This is a genomic window from Streptomyces sp. NPDC059247 (assembly GCF_042754005.1).
GTDB lineage: Bacteria > Actinomycetota > Actinomycetes > Streptomycetales > Streptomycetaceae > Streptomyces.
In genome coordinates, this window is sequence record NZ_JBHYZW010000039.1 from 1 (window position 1) to 18,317 (window position 18,317).

Annotated in this window: 13 protein-coding genes and 1 pseudogene; 11 read left to right on the forward strand and 3 right to left on the reverse strand. The window is 72.5% G+C overall.

The genetic code is table 11. The features are described from left to right. The 6 genes from ACFXGN_RS31850 to ACFXGN_RS31875 form a co-directional block, all read left to right on the forward strand. A partial coding sequence (locus tag ACFXGN_RS31850; RefSeq protein ID WP_384865771.1) for an amidohydrolase family protein occupies nt 1–561 on the forward strand: 561 nt, incomplete at its 5' end. A gap of 154 nt (nt 562–715) precedes the next feature. Further along, a complete protein-coding gene (locus ACFXGN_RS31855; RefSeq protein WP_384865773.1) occupies nt 716–1,732 on the forward strand; it encodes an agmatine/peptidylarginine deiminase in 1,017 nt (338 codons plus the stop codon). 190 nt (nt 1,733–1,922) lie between these two features. Next, nucleotides 1,923–2,477, forward strand: a complete 555-nt coding sequence (locus ACFXGN_RS31860; RefSeq protein ID WP_384865794.1) for a TetR/AcrR family transcriptional regulator — start codon at nt 1,923–1,925, stop codon at nt 2,475–2,477. Between the two features lie 66 nt (nt 2,478–2,543). Further along, nucleotides 2,544–3,872: an MFS transporter gene (locus ACFXGN_RS31865; RefSeq protein ID WP_384865775.1), complete on the forward strand. Its 1,329-nt coding sequence runs from the start codon at nt 2,544–2,546 to the stop codon at nt 3,870–3,872. A 282-nt stretch (nt 3,873–4,154) separates the two neighbouring features. Further along, nucleotides 4,155–5,771 (forward strand): citramalate synthase, encoded by a 1,617-nt coding sequence (cimA, locus tag ACFXGN_RS31870; protein ID WP_384865777.1) that lies wholly within the window; start codon nt 4,155–4,157, stop codon nt 5,769–5,771. Between the two features lie 119 nt (nt 5,772–5,890). Further along, the gene (locus tag ACFXGN_RS31875; protein WP_384865779.1) at nt 5,891–7,252 is read left to right on the forward strand and encodes a hypothetical protein; all 1,362 of its coding nucleotides are present in this window, start codon (nt 5,891–5,893) and stop codon (nt 7,250–7,252) included. Nucleotides 7,253–7,314: 62 nt separating this feature from the next. On the opposite strand, the gene dnaN is transcribed toward ACFXGN_RS31875, so the two are convergent. Next, a complete protein-coding gene (gene dnaN, locus ACFXGN_RS31880; protein WP_384865781.1) occupies nt 7,315–8,418 on the reverse strand; it encodes a DNA polymerase III subunit beta in 1,104 nt (367 codons plus the stop codon). A gap of 240 nt (nt 8,419–8,658) precedes the next feature. Between dnaN and ACFXGN_RS31885 the strand changes: the two genes are divergently transcribed. Next, nucleotides 8,659–9,810, forward strand: coding sequence for a serine hydrolase domain-containing protein (locus tag ACFXGN_RS31885; protein ID WP_384865783.1), 1,152 nt, complete (start codon nt 8,659–8,661; stop codon nt 9,808–9,810). An 813-nt stretch (nt 9,811–10,623) separates the two neighbouring features. Here the strand turns inward: ACFXGN_RS31885 and ACFXGN_RS31890 are convergent. Next, a complete protein-coding gene (locus tag ACFXGN_RS31890) occupies nt 10,624–11,232 on the reverse strand; it encodes a YceI family protein (RefSeq protein WP_384865785.1) in 609 nt (202 codons plus the stop codon). Nucleotides 11,233–11,494: 262 nt separating this feature from the next. On the opposite strand from ACFXGN_RS31890, the gene ACFXGN_RS31895 reads away from it, so the two are divergent. From ACFXGN_RS31895 to ACFXGN_RS31910, 4 genes are all read left to right on the forward strand, one after another. Further along, nucleotides 11,495–12,004: a hypothetical protein gene (locus ACFXGN_RS31895; protein ID WP_384865787.1), complete on the forward strand. Its 510-nt coding sequence runs from the start codon at nt 11,495–11,497 to the stop codon at nt 12,002–12,004. 127 nt (nt 12,005–12,131) lie between these two features. After that, complete coding sequence (locus ACFXGN_RS31900) at nt 12,132–15,989, forward strand: endo-alpha-N-acetylgalactosaminidase family protein (RefSeq protein WP_384865789.1); 3,858 nt, start codon at nt 12,132–12,134, stop codon at nt 15,987–15,989. Nucleotides 15,990–16,240: 251 nt separating this feature from the next. Then, nucleotides 16,241–17,824, forward strand: a complete 1,584-nt coding sequence (locus ACFXGN_RS31905) for an acyl-CoA carboxylase subunit beta (protein WP_384865791.1) — start codon at nt 16,241–16,243, stop codon at nt 17,822–17,824. 14 nt (nt 17,825–17,838) lie between these two features. After that, complete coding sequence (locus ACFXGN_RS31910; RefSeq protein ID WP_384865792.1) at nt 17,839–18,042, forward strand: acyl-CoA carboxylase subunit epsilon; 204 nt, start codon at nt 17,839–17,841, stop codon at nt 18,040–18,042. 173 nt (nt 18,043–18,215) lie between these two features. On the opposite strand, the pseudogene ACFXGN_RS31915 reads toward ACFXGN_RS31910, so the two are convergent. After that, nucleotides 18,216–18,317, reverse strand: a pseudogene (locus ACFXGN_RS31915) (ATP-binding protein); the annotation flags it as partial.

Here is an 18,317-nt window from a genome sequence, read left to right on the forward strand (position 1 = left end):
AAGATGAAGGCCGAACTGGGGCCGATGGAGGGCGACGGGCCGGGCGACGACAACGCGCGCGTGCTGCGGTACGTCGCCAAACTCACCATCAACCCCGCCATCGCCCATGGACTCGCCCACGAGATCGGCTCCATCGAAGTCGGCAAGATGGCCGACATCGTGCTGTGGAAGCCGCAGTTCTTCGGCGCCAAACCGCAGCTCGTGCTGAAGTCCGGCTTCCCCGCGTTCGGAGTCGTCGGCGACCCCAACGCGGCCACCGACACCTGCGAACCGCTCGTCCTCGGACCGCAGTTCGGCGCCCACGGCGCCACCCCCGCCGACATCTCGGTCGCGTTCGTCGCCCAGGCGGCCGTCGACCTCGGCTCCGACCTGATGCCGACCCGCCGACGCCGTGTCGCCGTGCGCGGCACCCGGGGCATCGGCCCCGCCGACCTGCGGTTCAACTCCCGTGTCGGTGACGTCCAGGTCGACGACCGCACCGGCCTCGTCTCCCTGGACGGCGCCCCGATCCGCTCCGAGGCGGTCGACTCCGTCTCCCTCAACCGGCTCTATTTCCTCTGAGGCCCCGGCTCGCCCGGGGGTCCCAGGGACCCCGGCCCTCTCCCGGGCCCCGGGCCTCACCGACTGCCCACGCCCCCGGGCCTCTCGGCCCCGCCTCCCGCCTTCCCCGAAGGCCCCTTCCGCCGTCCCACCGCCCCCCCCGAGGACCCGCACCATGACCTACCGAATGCCCGCCGAGTGGACGCCGCACGAGCGCACCTGGATGGCCTGGCCCGGCCCCAACCCCACCTTCACCGACGCCGAGGAGCTGGCCGGAGCCCGTACGGCCTGGGCCTCGGTGGCCCGTGCCGTCCGCCGCTTCGAACCGGTCACGATGGTCGTCGCCCCCGGTGACGCCGAGGGCGCCCGTACGCTCCTCGGCCCGGAGATCGACCTGGTCGAGCGGGAACTCGACGACGCCTGGATGCGGGACATCGGCCCGACCTTCGTCACGGACGGCACCGGACTCGCCGCCGTCGACTGGGTGTTCAACGGCTGGGGCGCCCAGGACTGGGCCCGCTGGGAGCACGACGCGAAGATCGGCCGCCAGGTCGCGGACGCGGCGGGCGTCCCCGTCCACAGCAGCCCCCTGGTCAACGAGGGCGGCGCGATCCACGTCGACGGCGAGGGCACCGTCCTGCTGACCGACACCGTCCAGCTGGGCCCCGGCCGCAACCCCGAGTGGACCCGCGCACAGGTCGAGGCGGAGATCCACGCCCGGCTCGGCACCACCGAGGCGATCTGGCTCCCGCACGGCCTCGCCGCCGACTACGGCCTGTACGGCACCCAGGGCCACGTCGACATCGTCGCCGCCTTCGCCCGCCCCGGCACGGTCCTCGTGCACAGCCAGCGGGACCCCGCCCACCCCGACTTCGAGCGCTCCCGCACCTACGTGGAACTGCTGCGCGGCCGGACCGACGCGCGGGGCCGCCCGCTGGAGGTCGTCGAGGTCCCCGCCCCGACCGTCCTCAAGGACGAGGAGGGCGACTGGGTCGACTACTCGTACATCAACCACTACCTGTGCAACGGCGCCGTGATCCTCTGCGCCTTCGACGACCCCCAGGACGAGGTCGCCGCCGGGATCTTCCGGGCGCTCTTCCCCGAACGCGAGATCGTCCTCGTCGACGCCCGTACGATCTTCGCGGCCGGCGGCGGCATCCACTGCATCACCCAGCAGCAGCCGAAGCCGTGACCCCGGCGACGGCGACGGGAGCGCCGCCGGGAGCATCGCCGGGCGCGGGCCGGGCCGCGCCCCGGCCGGGAGAGCGGTCCGGGGCCCCGTCGCCCCCATCCTGTAGAACGTACGAGTGAGTCAGAGCAGCAGCCCTTCCCGCAGGCGCAACCAGGCCGCCCCGCCCCGCGAGGACGTCCTCGCCGCCGCCATGGACACCATCGCGGCGCGCGGGCTCGACGGGCTCACCATGGCCGGGCTCGGGCGGCGGGTCGGGATGAGCAGCGGCCACCTCCTCTACTACTTCCGCACCAAGGACGAACTGCTGCTCCAGACCCTGGAATGGAGCGAGGGGCGGCTCGGGGCCGAGCGCGGCGCCCTGCTGTCCCGGCCGGGAACCGCCCGCGAGCGGCTCGACGGCTATGTCGACGTGTACGTGCCCAAGGGCCCGCGCGACCCGCACTGGACCCTCTGGCTGGAGGTCTGGAACCGCTCGCAGAACGCCGACGCCGACGCCCGCGCGCGCCAGGCGGCCATCGAGGGGGCCTGGCACCGCGACCTCGTCGCGCTCCTCGCCGAAGGGATCTCGCGCGGCGAGTTCCGGCCGGTCGACGCCGACCGCCTCGCCACCCGTACGAGGGCCCTCCTCGACGGCTTCAGCGTCCATGTCGCCGTCGGCCTCCCAGGTACGGGACGAGAGCAAGTCCTCTGCCATGTAAGGGAGTTCATCGAGCAGGAACTGCTCGCGCGACCGCAAGGCACGTAAGTACACAGGATCGTTGCGGACCGCGCCCTTGTTGTCCCCTCACCTCCTCCGGCACGGTTCCTGCCCATGGGACGAGAGCACTGGAAGAAGATCTGGGTCGGTTCCGCGGGCAACATGGTCGAGTGGTTCGACTGGTTCGTCTACGCGAGCTTCGCCACCTACTTCGCGGGAGCGTTCTTCCCCGAGGGCGACGACACCGCCAAACTCATGAACACCGCGGGCATCTTCGCCGTCGGCTTCTTCATGCGGCCCGTCGGCGGCTGGCTCCTCGGCCGGGTCGCCGACCGCAAGGGCCGCAAGACCGCCCTCACCCTCACCGTCACCCTGATGTCGGCCTCCGCGCTCCTCATCGCCGTCGCCCCCACCTACGCCGTCGCCGGATACGGCGGCGCCGCCGTCCTCCTGGTCGCCCGACTCCTCCAGGGACTCTCCGTCGGCGGCGAGTACGCCGCCAGCGCCACCTACCTCACCGAAGCCTCCGCCCCCGGCCACCGGGGCTTCGCCTCCAGCTTCCAGTACGTGTCGATGACCGCGGGACAGATCCTCGGCCTCGGCCTGCTGCTCGTCCTCCAGCACACCCTGAGCGGCGAGGCCCTGCACGACTGGGGCTGGCGCATCCCCTTCGTCATCGGCGCCCTCGGCGCGGCCGTCGTCTTCTACCTGCGGCGCACCATGCTGGAGACCGAGGTGTACGCGGAGACCGCCGACGACGTCGTCGCCGACGACCGCAAGGGCACCCTCACCGCGCTCTGGGCCCACCGGCGCGAGGCCTTCCTCGTCGTCGCCCTCACCATGGGCGGCACGGTGGCCTACTACACGTACACCACCTACCTCACCAAGTACCTCTCCAACTCCGCCGGACTCCCCAAGCAGACCGCCACCCTGGTCTCCCTCTGCGCCCTCACCGTCTTCGCCTGCCTCCAGCCGCTCGCCGGACGGCTCTCCGACCGGATCGGCCGCCGCCCCCTGCTCATCACCTTCGCGGTCGGCTCCACCCTCCTCACCGTCCCGATCATGACCCTCATGAAGCAGGCGGGCTCCTTCTGGCCCGCCCTCGGCCTCTCCCTCCTCGCCCTCGTCGTCGTCACCGGCTACACCTCGATCAACGCCTGCGTGAAGGCCGAACTGTTCCCCACCGGCATCCGCGCCCTCGGCGTCGCCCTGCCGTACGCCGTCGCCAACGCCCTCTTCGGCGGCACCGCCGAGTACGTGGCCCTCTGGTTCAAGGACGCGGGCCTCGAATCGGGCTTCTTCTGGTACGTGGCGGGCTGCGCGGCCGTCTCGCTGATCGTCTACCTCACGATGCGGGAGACCCGGGACATCGACCTGGGGCGGGTCGGGAAGGCCGACGCCGCCGAGCCCGGCCGGAAGCGGGACGAGCTGCCCGTATCGTGAGACCGCCGTCGCCCCCGGGCGCGGGCTGTGTCAGACTTCCGGCGTGCTTGCTACCACGATGATTATCGGCAGCGGCGCGCCGGTCCGCAGTGGCCACTGAACCGCGGCACGACCCCCGCGGCAGTGGACACCGTGCCCCAGACCCGCGCGCAGACCTCTCGCACCCGCGAGGGGTTTTTTCGTTTTCCGGCCCCACCCCCGCCGGAAACGGACGGCGCGTGAGAATGGGGGCAAGTGGATCCAGACCTACCGGAGCCACATCCGACAGGAGCCATCACAGCCATGACCACGGAGAACGCCGGGGAATCGCCCCTCGACGACAGCTTCCACGTCTTCGACACGACGCTGCGCGACGGGGCGCAGCGTGAAGGCATCAACCTCACCGTCGCGGACAAGCTGACCATCGCCCGCCACCTCGACGAGTTCGGCGTCGGCTTCATCGAGGGCGGCTGGCCCGGTGCCAACCCGCGCGACACGGAGTTCTTCGCCCGCGCCCGGCAGGAGATCGCGTTCGAGAACGCGCAGCTCGTCGCCTTCGGAGCCACCCGCAGGGCGGGCGGCAAAGCCGCCGAGGACCCCCAGGTCAAGGCCCTCCTCGACTCCGGCGCCCCGGTCGTCACCCTCGTCGCCAAGTCCCACGACCGGCACGTCGAACTGGCCCTGCGCACCACCCTCGAAGAGAACCTGGAGATGGTCCGCGACACCGTCTCCCACCTGCGCGCCCAGGGCCGCCGCGTCTTCGTCGACTGCGAGCACTTCTTCGACGGCTACAAGGCCAACCCCGACTACGCCAAGGCCGTCGTCCGCGCCGCGCACGAGGCGGGCGCCGACGTCGTCGTCCTCTGCGACACCAACGGCGGGATGCTCCCCGCCCAGATCCAGGCCGTCGTCGCCACCGTCCTCGCCGACACCGGCGCCCGCCTCGGCATCCACGCCCAGGACGACACCGGCTGCGCCGTCGCCAACACCCTGGCCGCCGTCGACGCCGGGGCCACCCACGTCCAGTGCACCGCCAACGGCTACGGCGAACGCGTCGGCAACGCCAACCTGTTCCCCGTCGTCGCCGCCCTCGAACTCAAGTACGGCAAGAAGGTGCTGCCCGACGGCGCCCTCCCCGAGATGACCCGGATCTCGCACGCCATCGCCGAGGTCGTCAACCTCACCCCCTCCACCCACCAGCCGTACGTCGGCGTCTCCGCCTTCGCCCACAAGGCCGGACTCCACGCCTCCGCCATCAAGATCGACCCCGACCTCTACCAGCACATCGACCCCGAGCGGGTCGGCAACACCATGCGGATGCTGGTCTCCGACATGGCGGGCCGCGCCTCCATCGAGCTCAAGGGCAAGGAACTCGGCGTCGACCTCGGCGACGACCGCGAGCTCGTCGGCCGGGTCGTCGCACGGGTCAAGGAACGCGAACTCAAGGGCTACACGTACGAGGCGGCCGACGCCTCCTTCGAGCTGCTCCTGCGCGCGGAGGCCGAGGGCCGCGCCCGCCGCTACTTCCGTACGGAGTCCTGGCGCGCGATCGTCGAGAACCGCCCCGACGGCACCCACGCCAACGAGGCCACCGTGAAGCTCTGGGCCAAGGGCGAGCGGATCGTCGCCACCGCCGAGGGCAACGGCCCGGTCAACGCCCTCGACCGGGCGATGCGGGTCGCCCTGGAGCGGATCTACCCGCAGCTTGCCAAGTTCGAGCTGACCGACTACAAGGTCCGCATCCTGGAGGGCCGCCACGGCACCGAGTCCACCACCCGGGTCCTGGTCACCACCAGCGACGGCAACACCGAGTGGTCCACGGTCGGCGTCGCCGAGAACGTGATCGCCGCCTCCTGGCAGGCCCTGGAGGACGCCTTCACCTACGGGCTGCTCCGGGCGGGGATCGATCCGGCCGAGTAGACGGGTGAGGAACGACGGGGGAGGAGCGACGGCGGAGAGGTGACAGGGGAGAGGTGACGGCGGAGGAGGGCGGGACGTCCGCCATGTCCTGTTCGATGCTGTTCGGGTAGCGTCGAACCATGAGGACCAGGCCGCTCACCGTACCGTCGGCCCTCGCGGGGCTGACCCTGCTGCTGCTCCTGGTCCTGGCTCCCGTCGCGGGGGCCGGGACCACGGGCGTCCCCGACGTGGCCGCCGCGCTGAAGCGGGGCCCGGTGTACGTCGATCCGGGCGCCGCCGGCCAGCTGTCGAAGGCCGACGCCGACGCCCTGGCGAAGAAGATCAAGGACGCGGACAAGCCGCTGTTCGTGGCGGTCCTCCCGGCGGACGCGCGGTTCCCGGCGGACGGCCTCCTCGCGAACCTGCGGACCCGGACCGGGATCACCGGCCTGTACGCCGTCCGTCTCGGCACCGGCTTCGACGCGGGCGCCGACGCCTCCGTCCTCGCCCCGAGGGCGGTACGGAACCTCGTCACCGCCGTGCGCGCCCCCGGCGTCGGCACGGCCGCCGAACTCGACGACTTCGTCACCCAGGCCCTGCCCGCGATGCGCGGCTCGGCCCCCGAGGGCTGGGGCGCCACCGGCTCCGGCGGGGACTCCGGGGCGCCGGTCGCCGGGCTCGCCGTCCTCGGCGGAGCCGTCGTCGCGGGCGGCGCGGGCGCCTACGCGGTCCTCCGCCGCCGACGGCTGCGCGAGGAGGCCGAGCGGCGGGCCGCCCTCGACAAGCTCCGTGTCGTCGTCGACGAGGACATCACCGCCTTCGGCGAGGAACTGGAACGGCTCGACTTCCACCCCGTCGAAGCCGGTGCCGACGACGCCATGCGCGGCGACTACGAACGCGCCCTCGACTCCTACGACCGGGCGAAGTCCCTGATGGCCGCCGCCGCCCGGCCGCACGACGTCCGGGGCGTCACCCAGGCACTGGAGGACGGCCGCTACTCCCTCGCCGTCCTCGCCGCCCGCCGCGAGCACCGGCCGCCGCCCGAGCGCCGCGCCCCCTGCTTCTTCGACCCCCGCCACGGCCCCTCCGTGGCGGACCGGGCCTGGACCCCGTCCGGCGGGGCCGCCCGCGAGGTCCCCGTCTGCGCCGCCGACGCGGCCCGCCTCGACGACGGCCGCGCCCCGCTGGCCCGCGAGGTCGAGACGGACGGCGGCCGTCGCCCCTACTGGGAGGCGGGCCCGGCGTACGGCCCCTGGGCGGGCGGCTACTTCGGCGGCGGTGTCCTCCCCGTCCTCCTGACCGGCACCCTCCTCGGCTCGATGCTCGCCACCCCGGCCTACGCCGCCGAGTACGGCGGCGCGGACTTCCAGGGCGGCGACTTCTCGGGCGGCGACTTCTCCCCGTCCGACTTCGGCGGCGACGACTTCGGCGGGGGCGGCGACGGCTTCGGAGGCGGCGATTTCGGCGGGGGCGGCGGCTTCGACGGCGGGGGCGGGTTCTAGACCGGCCCTCCCGGGCCTTCCCGGTCGGGCCGGTAAGAGACGGCCCAGCGGTTCGGGCGCGGCTAGATCAGCGGTTTCACCGACATCAGGAGGTGGCGGTGGGTGGGGGTCGGGCCGTCGGTGAGGAGGGCCCGCTGGCCGGGGCCCAGGAGGTGGAAGTGGACCTCCTCGGCGTCCAGGGTGGTCAGGGCGTCCAGCAGATAGCCCGGGTTGAAGGCCACCGTCAGGTCGTCGTGGCCGGTGAAGACGGCCGGGAGCCGCTGGGAGGCCACGTCGTCCTCGTAGCCCGCCCGGAGCGCGACCGACGTGGGGGTGAAGGTCAGCTGGACCGGGCTGTCGCCCTCGGCGACGACCGCGACCCTCTTGACCGCCTCGGTGAGCGGGACCCGTCCGGTGGTGGCGAGGGCGGGGCCGTCCAGGGCGAAGAGCTTGTCGTGGCGGGGCAGCCGTCCGTCGAGCAGCCGGGTGGTGGTGCGCAGCCCGGCGCTCTCGAAGCCGATCGAGCCGTCGTCGAGGGCCAGCCTCGCGGGGCCGCCGCCCGCGAGGGAACGGGCGATCTCGGTCAGCCGTCGGGCCGGGACGACCACATCGGTCCCGGCGGCGGGCGCGCCGGGTCCCGGCCGCCACTCCAGGGTGCGGACGGCGTACCGGTAGCGGTCGGTGGCGGCCAGCGTCATGACCGGGCCGTCCAGCGCGAGCCGTATTCCGGTCAGGACCGGCAGCGAGTCGTCCCGGCCCGCCGCCACCGCGACCTGGCCGACAGCGGCGGCGAAGGCGTCGCCGTCGACCGTACCGCGCACCTCGGGCAGCGCGGGCGGGGCGGGATGGTCCTCCAGCGGCAGCAGGGAGAGCCCGAAGCGGGCGTCGCCGGACGTCACGGAGAGCCGCGAGCCCTCCACGGCCAGCTCCGCCCGCCCCCGGGGGAGCACCTTGCAGATGTCGAGCAGCCGCCGCCCGAGGACCAGGGCCCGCCCCTCGACGTCGGTGTCGGCCGCCACCTCGATCCGGGCCGAGGCCTCGTGGTCGAGGCCCGAGACCCGCAGCCGTCCGTCCGCCGCCTCCAGGAGCAGCCCGCCGAGCACGGGCAGGGGAGAACGGGCCGGGAGGACGCGCGCGGCCCAGGCCACGGCGTCGGTCAACACACTGCTGTCGATACGGAATTCCATGTCGCCGACGCTAACCCCCGCCACTGACAACGCCACTGACAACGCCGCTGGTGACGCCACTGACGATACCGCTGGCAACGCCACTGACCTGCGGATACGTCCTCGTCCAGCCCGGGTCGCCCGGTCTGCCGGGCGACCCGGGACGATTCCGGGACGCCGATCCGGGAAGAGGCGACCGCCCTTGATCGTTCCACCCCTCACAGGCGACGCGCAGACGACGACGTACAGGGGAGCAGTGTGATGACCGACGTCCACGGCACGGTCGAGCCCGGATTCGAGTCCGTACGGGAGGAGTTCGCCACGGTCGTGGCGGACGAGGCACGGGACGGCGGCGCCCAGCTCGCCGTCCACCACCGGGGCCGCCTGGTGGTGGACCTCTGGGGCGGGGACGGGGTGGACGGTGACTCGCTCCTCGCGCTCTACTCCTCCTCCAAGGGTGCGATGGCCCTGGTCACCGCGCTCCTCGTCCAGGACGGCACGCTCGAACTCGACCGCGAGGTCGCCTCCTGGTGGCCGGAGTTCGCCGCCGGGGGCAAGGAGGCGCTGACCCTGCGCCAGTTGCTCGCCCACCGGTCCGGCGTGATCGGAGCCGAGGAGGGCCTCACCCTCGGTGAACTGGCCGACGACCGGCTGATCGCCGCGCGCCTCGCCGGCCGACGGCCCGCCTGGGAGCCGGGCACGGGCCACGGCTACCACGCCCTCGTGATCGGCGCCCTCGTCGGCGAGGTGGTCCTGCGGGCCACCGGACGGACCCTGCGGGACCTGTTCGAGGAGCGCGTCCGGGCGCCGTACGCCCTGGACTACTACCTGGGGCTGCCCGAGGCGCTCGAACCCCGCTTCCGTACGGTCCTGCCCGCCCTGCCCACCCCCGTCGAGCAGGCGTTCCTCGCGGAGCACCCGATCGACCCGGACAGCCTGACGGCCCTCGCGTTCAACCTCCGGGCCGATCCGTCGTTCGACATCGTCGCCTACGGGAACTCCCGTAGGGTCCGCGAGCTGGGACCGCTCTCGGGCGGGGGTGTCGGCTCCGCGCGCGGTCTGTCCCGGATGTACGCGGCGGTCGCCGGTGAGCTGGACGGGCGCGGCCCGCTCCTGAAGCCGGACGTCCTGGCCGAGTTCGCCCGGGTCCACTCCTCCGGTACGGATCTGGTGACGGGCAACGACAACGTCTTCGGTCTCGGGTTCGTCCCGCTGGCCTCGCGCTACCCGGAACTGGGCCCCACCGCCGTCGGCCACAGCGGCGCGCCCGGCTCGCAGGCGTTCGCGGACCCGGCGTCCGGTCTCGCGTACAGCTACACCCGGCGCCGCTTCGCCTTCGCCGGGGGGCCCGGCGCCCCCGAGAACACCCGGCTGGTCAGGGCGGTCGCCACGGCGGCGGCCACCCGGGACTGACGGGAGGGGGCCGCCCCGGGGCGAGCCCCGGTGGACGCCTTCCCGGGAGCGCCCCTGGAGGCGGGTCCCCCCCCGGTGGCGTGCCCCCTGGCGGCGCCCCTGGGGGGTGCCCTCCCAGGGGGTGTCTCCCGGAGGCCCCTTCCCGGAGGCGCCCCCCAGAGGTGCCCCGGGAGCGCAACCCCTTGGGGCCAGCCCCGCTCAGAAGCCGCCCTCCCGGACAGCCCAGAGGCTGCCGACCCTGACAACCTCCCACCAGACCAGACCAGACCAGACCAGACCAGACCAGACCAGACCAGACCAGACCAGACCAGACCAGACCAGACCAGACCAGACCAGAGCCCCCGGCCCCAGCCCCAGCCCCCCAGCCTCTCCGGGAAACGCCGAGCGCCCGCCTTCCGCTGCTGCGGAGGGCGGGCGCGCTCGTACGGTGAATCGGCGACGGGTCCCGCCGAGACGGCGGGGGTCGGCCGAGACGACCGGGTCCGACCGGGGCCGGGTGAGACGACCGGGGGCATCGGGGTCATCGGGGGACCGAGGTGCCGGTGTCCGATCGAGACGATCGGGGCCGGTCGGAATCCGACCGGGATCACCAGGACGACCGGTCCGGCCCTGCTGGGACAACGGGACGACCGGGGTCCGGTCAGGCTGGGACCACCAGGACGACCGGGTCCGGTCCGGCTGGGACAACCGGGTCCGGCCGGGATCACCAGGACGGCCAGCGCGACCGGGGACGACCAGATCCGGTCAGGTCAGGTCAGGTCAGGTCAGGTCCGGCCAGGGCAACCGCGTCCGGTCCGGCGCCGAAGCCCCCGCTCAGCCGCCGTTCTTGATCGCGGAGATGTCGAAGTTCAGCTTGACCTTGTCGCTGACCATCACGCCGCCGGTCTCCAGGGCCGCGTTCCACGTCAGGCCCCAGGCGGAGCGCAGGATCTCGGCGGATCCCTCGAAGCCGACGCGCTCGTTGCCGTAGACGTCGGTGGCGGAGCCGTTGAACTCCAGGTCGATGGAGAGCGGCTTGGTGACGTCCTTGATCGTCAGGTCGCCGGTGATCCGGTACTTGTCGCCGCCGAGCTGCTCGGCGGTCGTCGAGCGGAAGGTCATCAGCGGGAACTGCTCGGCGTCGAAGAAGTCGCCGCCGCGCAGGTGGCCGTCGCGGTCTCCGATGCCGGTGTCGACGGAGGCGATCCGCACGTCGATCGAGGCGGTGGAGGCGCCGGGGTCAGAGCCGTCCAGCTTCAGCGAACCCTCGTGCTCGGCGAAGGTGCCGCGGACGTTGGTGACCATCGCGTGCCGGACGGTGAAGCCGATGCTGCTGTGCGCCGGGTCGATCGTGTAGTCGCCGGTCAGGGCGGTGAGCGCCGGGTCCACGGGGAGGATGGCGGTGGCGGTGGACTCGTTGCTCTTGCGGTTGAAGAGACCCATGACTGACTGCTCCTTGATCGGGATTCCGGTGCCGATCGGATCGGCGCTTGTTGAACCTTCAACGAGAATGACTGTAACCCCATCCCGTTCAACTTTCAACATCCCGGGACGCGGTTCACCCGAAAGGGGGTGCCCGGGACCCCTTCCGGACGCGCGTAGAGCTGCGGCACCATCTCCCTGCGGCCCCCGCCCGGCGGGGTCCCCGGCACCACCTGCACCGCCGTCCCCAGCCGTCACGGTCACCAGCAGGAGGCACATCCCGATGAAGCTCCGCTCCGTCCTCACCGCCCTCGGCCTCGTCCTCGGCGCGCTCTTCGCCCCCGGCGTCGGCGTCCTCGCCGCCACGGGCGAGGCCCACGCGGCCGACAAGATCGGTCACGCCACAGCGACCTCGATGTTCAGCTCCTCGGGGATCACCTGGTCCTCGTCGGGCAACTGCTCCAACCGGAACGTCGCCACCTGTACGTCCTTCGACCAGCTCAACCTGGCCACCGCCCAGGGCGCCCAGACCCTCAGGAGCGCCAGCGGCTGCGCCCTCAACATCACCGGCGGCACCGAGACGGGCCACGCCAGCGGCACGTACTCCCACTGGAACGGCTACAAGCTCGACTTCGGCAAGGCCACCTGCGTCACCAACTACGTGAAGAACACCTTCAGCTACATCGGGGTGCGCGCCGACGGAGCCCCGCAGTGGAAGTCCGGCGCGGGCAACGTCTACGCCGACGAGGGCAACCACTGGGACGTGACCTTCTACAACTGCGGCGGCTGCTGACCCGCTCCGCCCCGAGTCGCCTCCTCCGGAAGCCACTTGGACTAACCGACGGGGATGCTTGGACTGGCGGCCCCCGCGCGGCACCATCTCGTTGACGGTGCCGCGCGGGCGGGGCCAACTAGAGCGCATGTCCCTCCCCCACTCGCGAAGAGTCCGTGCGGCCTGTGCGCTCGCCACCGCCTCCTCCGCCGTGTTCGCCCTGGCCGGGCCCGCCCTCGCGGAGGGCCCGGCCAGCCCGGTCCCGGCCGTCGGGGCCGTCACGGCGACCGGCCCCGTCCTCACCTCGTCCCGGCTCTCCGTCGCCGTCGCCGAGGACTTCCCCCGCGTCCTGTCGTACACCGACCGCGCGACCGGCGCCCGGCTCCTCGGCAGTACGGCCCCGGTGACCCGGGTCGTCCTCAACGGCGTCGCCCGCGAGGTCCGGGCCGAGGCCGCCCCCGTCCTGAGGGCCTCCTCCGCCACGTACACCCTGACCTTCCCCGAGCTGCCGGGCGTCGAGATCGACGCGCGCCTGAGCGTCGAGGGGCGGACCACCACCTTCAAGGTCACCGCCGTCCGCGACACCGAGGCCTTCCGGGTCGGCACCCTCGACATACCCGGCCACGACCTGGTCTCCGTGGGCTCCTCGGACGCCGGGGCGGCGACCGCCTTCACCCGGCTCGACCCCGACTCCACCCGTACCGCCGACGTCTTCGCCCAGGTCACCGAGGGGACCGCCGCCGACGCCGCCCCGGTCGGCGCGAGCTACGCGATCGTCAGCACCGGCCGCCTCGCCGCCGCCGTCGAGTCCAACTCCAGCTACGACAAGCCCACCGGGGCCTCCGCCCGCGACGGCGCCCGCTTCTGGCACCAGGCCCGCAAGGCGGGCGCCGAGACCCGCGTCGGCGTCTGGTCCGGCCAGTGGACCTACCGGGGCGAAGGCGCCCCGAAGCCCGCGACCGGCGACGCCCTGCCCTGGGCGAAGGTCGTCGTCACCCCCGACGCCAACGGCGACGGCGCCACCGACTGGCAGGACGGCGCCGTCGCCTTCCGCACCATCGGCACCAAGGCCCCCGGCAGCGACCGGACCCCGGAGCGGGTCGTCGCCCACATCCCGTTCAACTTCGCCTCGCAGGCCACCCACCCCTTCCTGCGCACCCTCGACGACGTCAAGCGGATCTCGCTCGCCACCGACGGCCTCGGCCAGTTCGCCCTGCTCAAGGGGTACGGCTCCGAGGGCCACGACTCCGCCCACCCGGACTACGGCGGCAACTACAACAAGCGCGCCGGTGGCCTGAAGGACCTCAACACCCTCCTCAAGCGGGGCCGCGAGTGGGGCGCGGACTTCGGCGTCCACGTCAACGCCACCGAGTCGTACCCCGAGGCGAAGAACTTCAGCGAGACCCTCGTCGACAAGACCAAACCCGGCTGGAACTGGCTCAACCAGAGCTACTACATCGACCAGCGCCGCGACCTCAACAGCGGCGACCTCGCCCGCCGCTTCCAGCAACTGCGCGACGAGACCGACCGCAACCTCTCCACCCTCTATATAGATGTCTACTACACTCATGGCTGGATCGCGGACGAGACCGCGCGGGCCGTCCAGGCACAGGGCTGGAACATCGCCACCGAGTGGTCCGAGAAGTTCGAACGGGCCTCCCTCTGGTCCCACTGGGCCAACGACCTCGACTACGGCGGCGCCACCAACAAGGGCCTCAACTCGCAGATCGTCCGCTTCATCCGCAACGGCGAGAAGGACGTCTGGAACAACCACCCGGTCCTCGGCCAGACCGCCCTCGTCGACTTCGAGGGCTGGACCGGCGAGACCGACTGGAACGCCTTCACCGCCAACATCTGGCAGCGCAACCTGCCCGCCAAGTACCTCCAGCAGCAGAAGATCACCCGCTGGAACGGCGACGACATCACCTTCACCGGAGGGGTGCGCGGCACCGTCGAGGACGGCCGTCGCACCTTCTACGACCACGGCCGCAAGGTCCTCGACGGCGACGCCTACCTGCTCCCCTGGGACGACGGCGAGAAGTTCTACCACTACAACAAGGCCGGGGGCACGACCAGCTGGTCCGTCCCCGAGGGCCCCCGCTCCTACACGGTCCACAGGCTCACCGACAACGGGCGCGTGAAGACCGGCACCGTCCGGCCCGTCGCCGGGAAGATCACCCTCGACGCCGTCGCCGGACAGCCCTACGTCCTCTACCCGGACCGCGCCCCGGCGCAGCCCGCGCCCCGCTGGGGCCAGGGCACCCCGGTCGAGGACCCCGGCTTCAACGACGCCCGGCTCACCGACTGGACCAGGACCGGCACCGTCACCCGCGACACCGACGCCAAGGGCCGCAACAGCGCGAAGCTCTCCGGCCCCGCCGCCGCGTCCGTCGGCCAGCGGATCACCCGCCTCACCCCCGGCGCCCGCTACACCGCCTCGGCCCTGATCGAGGTCGCCCCCGGCGCCACCCGCCCCACCACGCTCTCCGTCGGCGGTCGCTCCGTCACCGTCGAACGCTCCGCGCTCCAGGACCGGGTCGCCGCCTCCGACTGGAACGGCACCCGCTTCCAGCGCGCCAAGGTCACCTTCACCGCGCCCAGGGGAGGCAGCACCCCGCTGCGGATCGAGGCCGCGGGCGGCAGCGCCGCCACCGTCCGCGTCGACGACGTCCGGATCGTCGCCAACGACCCCGCCACCAAGCCCGGAACCCTCGTGTACGAGGACTTCGAGGCCGTCGACCAGGGCTGGGGCCCCTTCCTCAAGGGCGACTCCGGCGGCACCACCGACCCGCGCACCCACATCGCCCAGCTCAACGCCCCGTACACCCAGGCGGGCTGGAACGGAAAGCCGACCGACGACGTCCTCGGCGGCGCCGAGAGCCTCAAGTCCCACGACGAGAACAGCGGACTCGTCTACCGCACCGCCCCCTGGACCGTGCCCATGAAGGACGGCCACCGGTACCGCGTCGAGTACGCCTACCAGTCCAGCCACGCGGGCGCCTACGAGTGGATCACCGGCTACGACCGCGCCGACGGCACCCCGGTCGAGACCCGCCGCACCCCGCTCGGACAGCAGCGCACCGACGCGCGGTTCTCCGAGACCGTCACCGCGGGCTGCGGCGACACCTGGACCGGTCTGCGCAAGCGGACCGACGCACCCGACGGCGCCGACTTCGTCCTCGACGACTTCACCGTCACCGACCTCGGACCGGCCCCCGAACGCGCCGCCTGCGGCACGCTCACCGTCACCGCGCCCGAGACCCTGGAGCCCGGCCGCCCGAACCGGATCACCGCCACCTTCGGCAACGACGAGACGGGCGCCGTCGCCGACGCCACCGCGACCCTCGCCCTGCCCGCCGGGTGGACCGCCGAACCGGCCGCACCGGTCGCCCTCGGCACCGTCCCGGCCGGCGCGAAGACCACCGCGACCTGGCAGGTGACCCCGCCCGTGGACGCCGCCTACCGGCCCTACCCGCTGACCGTCTCCCTCGCCTACGCCCTCGACGGGGACGGGCGCGCGCTCACCGCCGCCACCACCGTCCGCACCCTGCCCCCGCCGCCCACCACCGACACCTGGGCCAGCGACCACGACTGGACCTCCGCCACCAACGGCTGGGGCCCCGTCGAACGCGACCTCTCCAACGGCGAGACCGGCACCGGCGACGGCTCCCCGCTGCGGATCGGGGGAGTGGCCTACGCCAAGGGCCTGGGCAGCCACGCCCCCGCCACGGTCCGCTACTATCTGGGCGGCCGATGCACCTCCCTCACCGCCGAGGTCGGCGTCGACGACGTCCAGACCAGCCGGGGCAGCGTCCGGTTCACGGTCCTCGCGGACGGTACGCAGAAGGCGAAGTCCCCGGTCCTGCGGGCCACGGACCCGGCCTGGCCCCTCACCGCCGACGTCACCGGAGCCTCCTACGTGGACCTGGTGGTCGACGACGGCGGCGACGGCAACGGAAACGACCACGCGGACTGGGGGAACGCCCGCCTCCACTGCGGCGGCTGACCGGCCCCTGACGGGCCCCCGACCCCGCCCCGCGCACCCCCCGACGGATCACGCCGGGTGCGCGGGGCACCACCCGCAGTCGCACCCCGCTCCACCAGCCGATTATGGGGACCCTACAAAAGCGGGGGGTGCCCGACTGTTGACTCGGACCGGGAACGGGGTAGTTCTGTCCAGCCCCACCAGGATTCGACACGCGAGACTGTACGGACTCGACGGCGGAGATTTCTTGTCCGGCTTCGTAGGGTCGAGACATGACCGTTGTGGACCAGATCCCGAGCGAGCCCGTCGACGCCCGAGGCCGTGTGGCCGAACTGCGTGTCCTGCGCGAGCAGGCACTCGCGGGGCCGAGCGAGCGAGCGACCGAGGCGCAGCACGCGAAGGGCAAGCTGACCGCTCGCGAGCGCATCGAGCTGCTCGTCGACCCGGGTTCCTTCAACGAGGTCGAGCAGCTGCGCAGGCACCGCGCGCAGGGCTTCGGCCTGGAGGCCAGGAAGCCGTACACCGACGGTGTCATCACCGGCTGGGGCACGGTCGAGGGCCGGACCGTCTTCGTCTACGCGCACGACTTCCGCATCTTCGGCGGCGCCCTCGGCGAGGCGCACGCCACGAAGATCCACAAGATCATGGACATGGCCATCGCGGCCGGTGCCCCGCTGGTCTCCCTGAACGACGGCGCGGGCGCCCGCATCCAGGAGGGCGTCTCCGCCCTCGCCGGGTACGGCGGCATCTTCCAGCGCAACACCCGCGCCTCCGGCGTCATCCCCCAGATCTCCGTGATGCTCGGCCCCTGCGCCGGTGGCGCGGCCTACAGCCCGGCGCTCACGGACTTCGTGTTCATGGTCCGCGAGACCTCGCAGATGTTCATCACCGGACCCGACGTCGTCAAGGCGGTCACCGGCGAGGAGATCACCCAGAACGGGCTCGGCGGCGCCGACGTCCACGCGGGCGTCTCCGGCGTCTCCCACTTCGCCTACGACGACGAGGAGACCTGCATCGCGGAGGTCCGCTACCTCCTGTCGATGCTGCCCCAGAACAACCGCGAGAACCCCCCGGCCGTCCCCAGCGAGGACCCGGCCGACCGCCGCTCCGAGGTCCTCCTCGACCTGGTGCCCGCCGACGGCAACCGCCCGTACGACATGCACAAGGTCATCGAGGAGCTCGTCGACGACGGCGACTACCTGGAGATCCACGAGCGCTGGGCCCGCAACATCATCTGCGCCCTCGCCCGCCTCGACGGGCAGGTCGTCGGCATCGTCGCCAACCAGCCGCAGACCCTGGCCGGAGTCCTGGACATCGAGGCCTCCGAGAAGGCGGCCCGCTTCGTACAGATGTGCGATGCGTTCAACATCCCGATCATCACCCTTCTGGACGTACCCGGCTTCCTTCCCGGAGTCGACCAGGAGCACGGTGGAATCATCCGGCACGGCGCGAAACTGCTCTACGCGTACTGCAACGCGACCGTGCCCCGGATCTCGCTGATCCTGCGGAAGGCGTACGGCGGTGCTTACATCGTCATGGACTCCCAGTCCATCGGGGCCGACCTGACGTACGCCTGGCCCACCAACGAAATCGCGGTCATGGGCGCCGAGGGCGCCGCCAACGTGATCTTCCGCAAGCAGATCGCCGAGGCGGAGGACTCCGAGGCCATGCGGATGCGCATGGTCAAGGAGTACAAGGCCGAGCTGATGCACCCGTACTACGCGGCGGAACGCGGCCTCGTCGACGACGTCATCGACCCGGCCGACACCCGCCAGGTGCTCATCAGGTCCCTCTCGATGCTGCGGACCAAGCACGCCGACCTGCCGTCCCGCAAGCACGGCAACCCGCCTCAGTAGGAGGAGTCATCCACGTGAGCACCCCTGCCAACCTTCTCCGTGTCGAGAAGGGCCAAGCCGACCCCGAGGAGCTCGCCGCGATCACCGCGGTGCTGCTCGCCCGCGCCGCCGCCCGCACCGACGAGACCCCCGCCGAGGGCCACCGCGACCGCACCGCGGCCGGCTGGCGCCGTCTGGAGCGCGAGCACGGCTTCCGCGCCCCGCACAGCTGGCGCTGACCCGTACGGACCCGTTCACGGGCCGTACGGACCCCGTACGACGAAGGGCCGGGCCCCGGTGACCACCGGGACCCGGCCCTTTCGCGTGCCGTCCGGCCCGGGAGGCACGCGCCACGCCGAAGGCCGCGTCCCCCGGGCGGGGGAACGCGGCCTTCGGCGCGTCGGGGACGGCGTTACCGCAGTCGTGCCATGAGGGCGTGTTCGACGAGGGTGATGAGGGCGCTCTTGGCGTCGCCGCGGTGGCGGGCGTCGGTGGTGATGATGGGGGTGTCGGG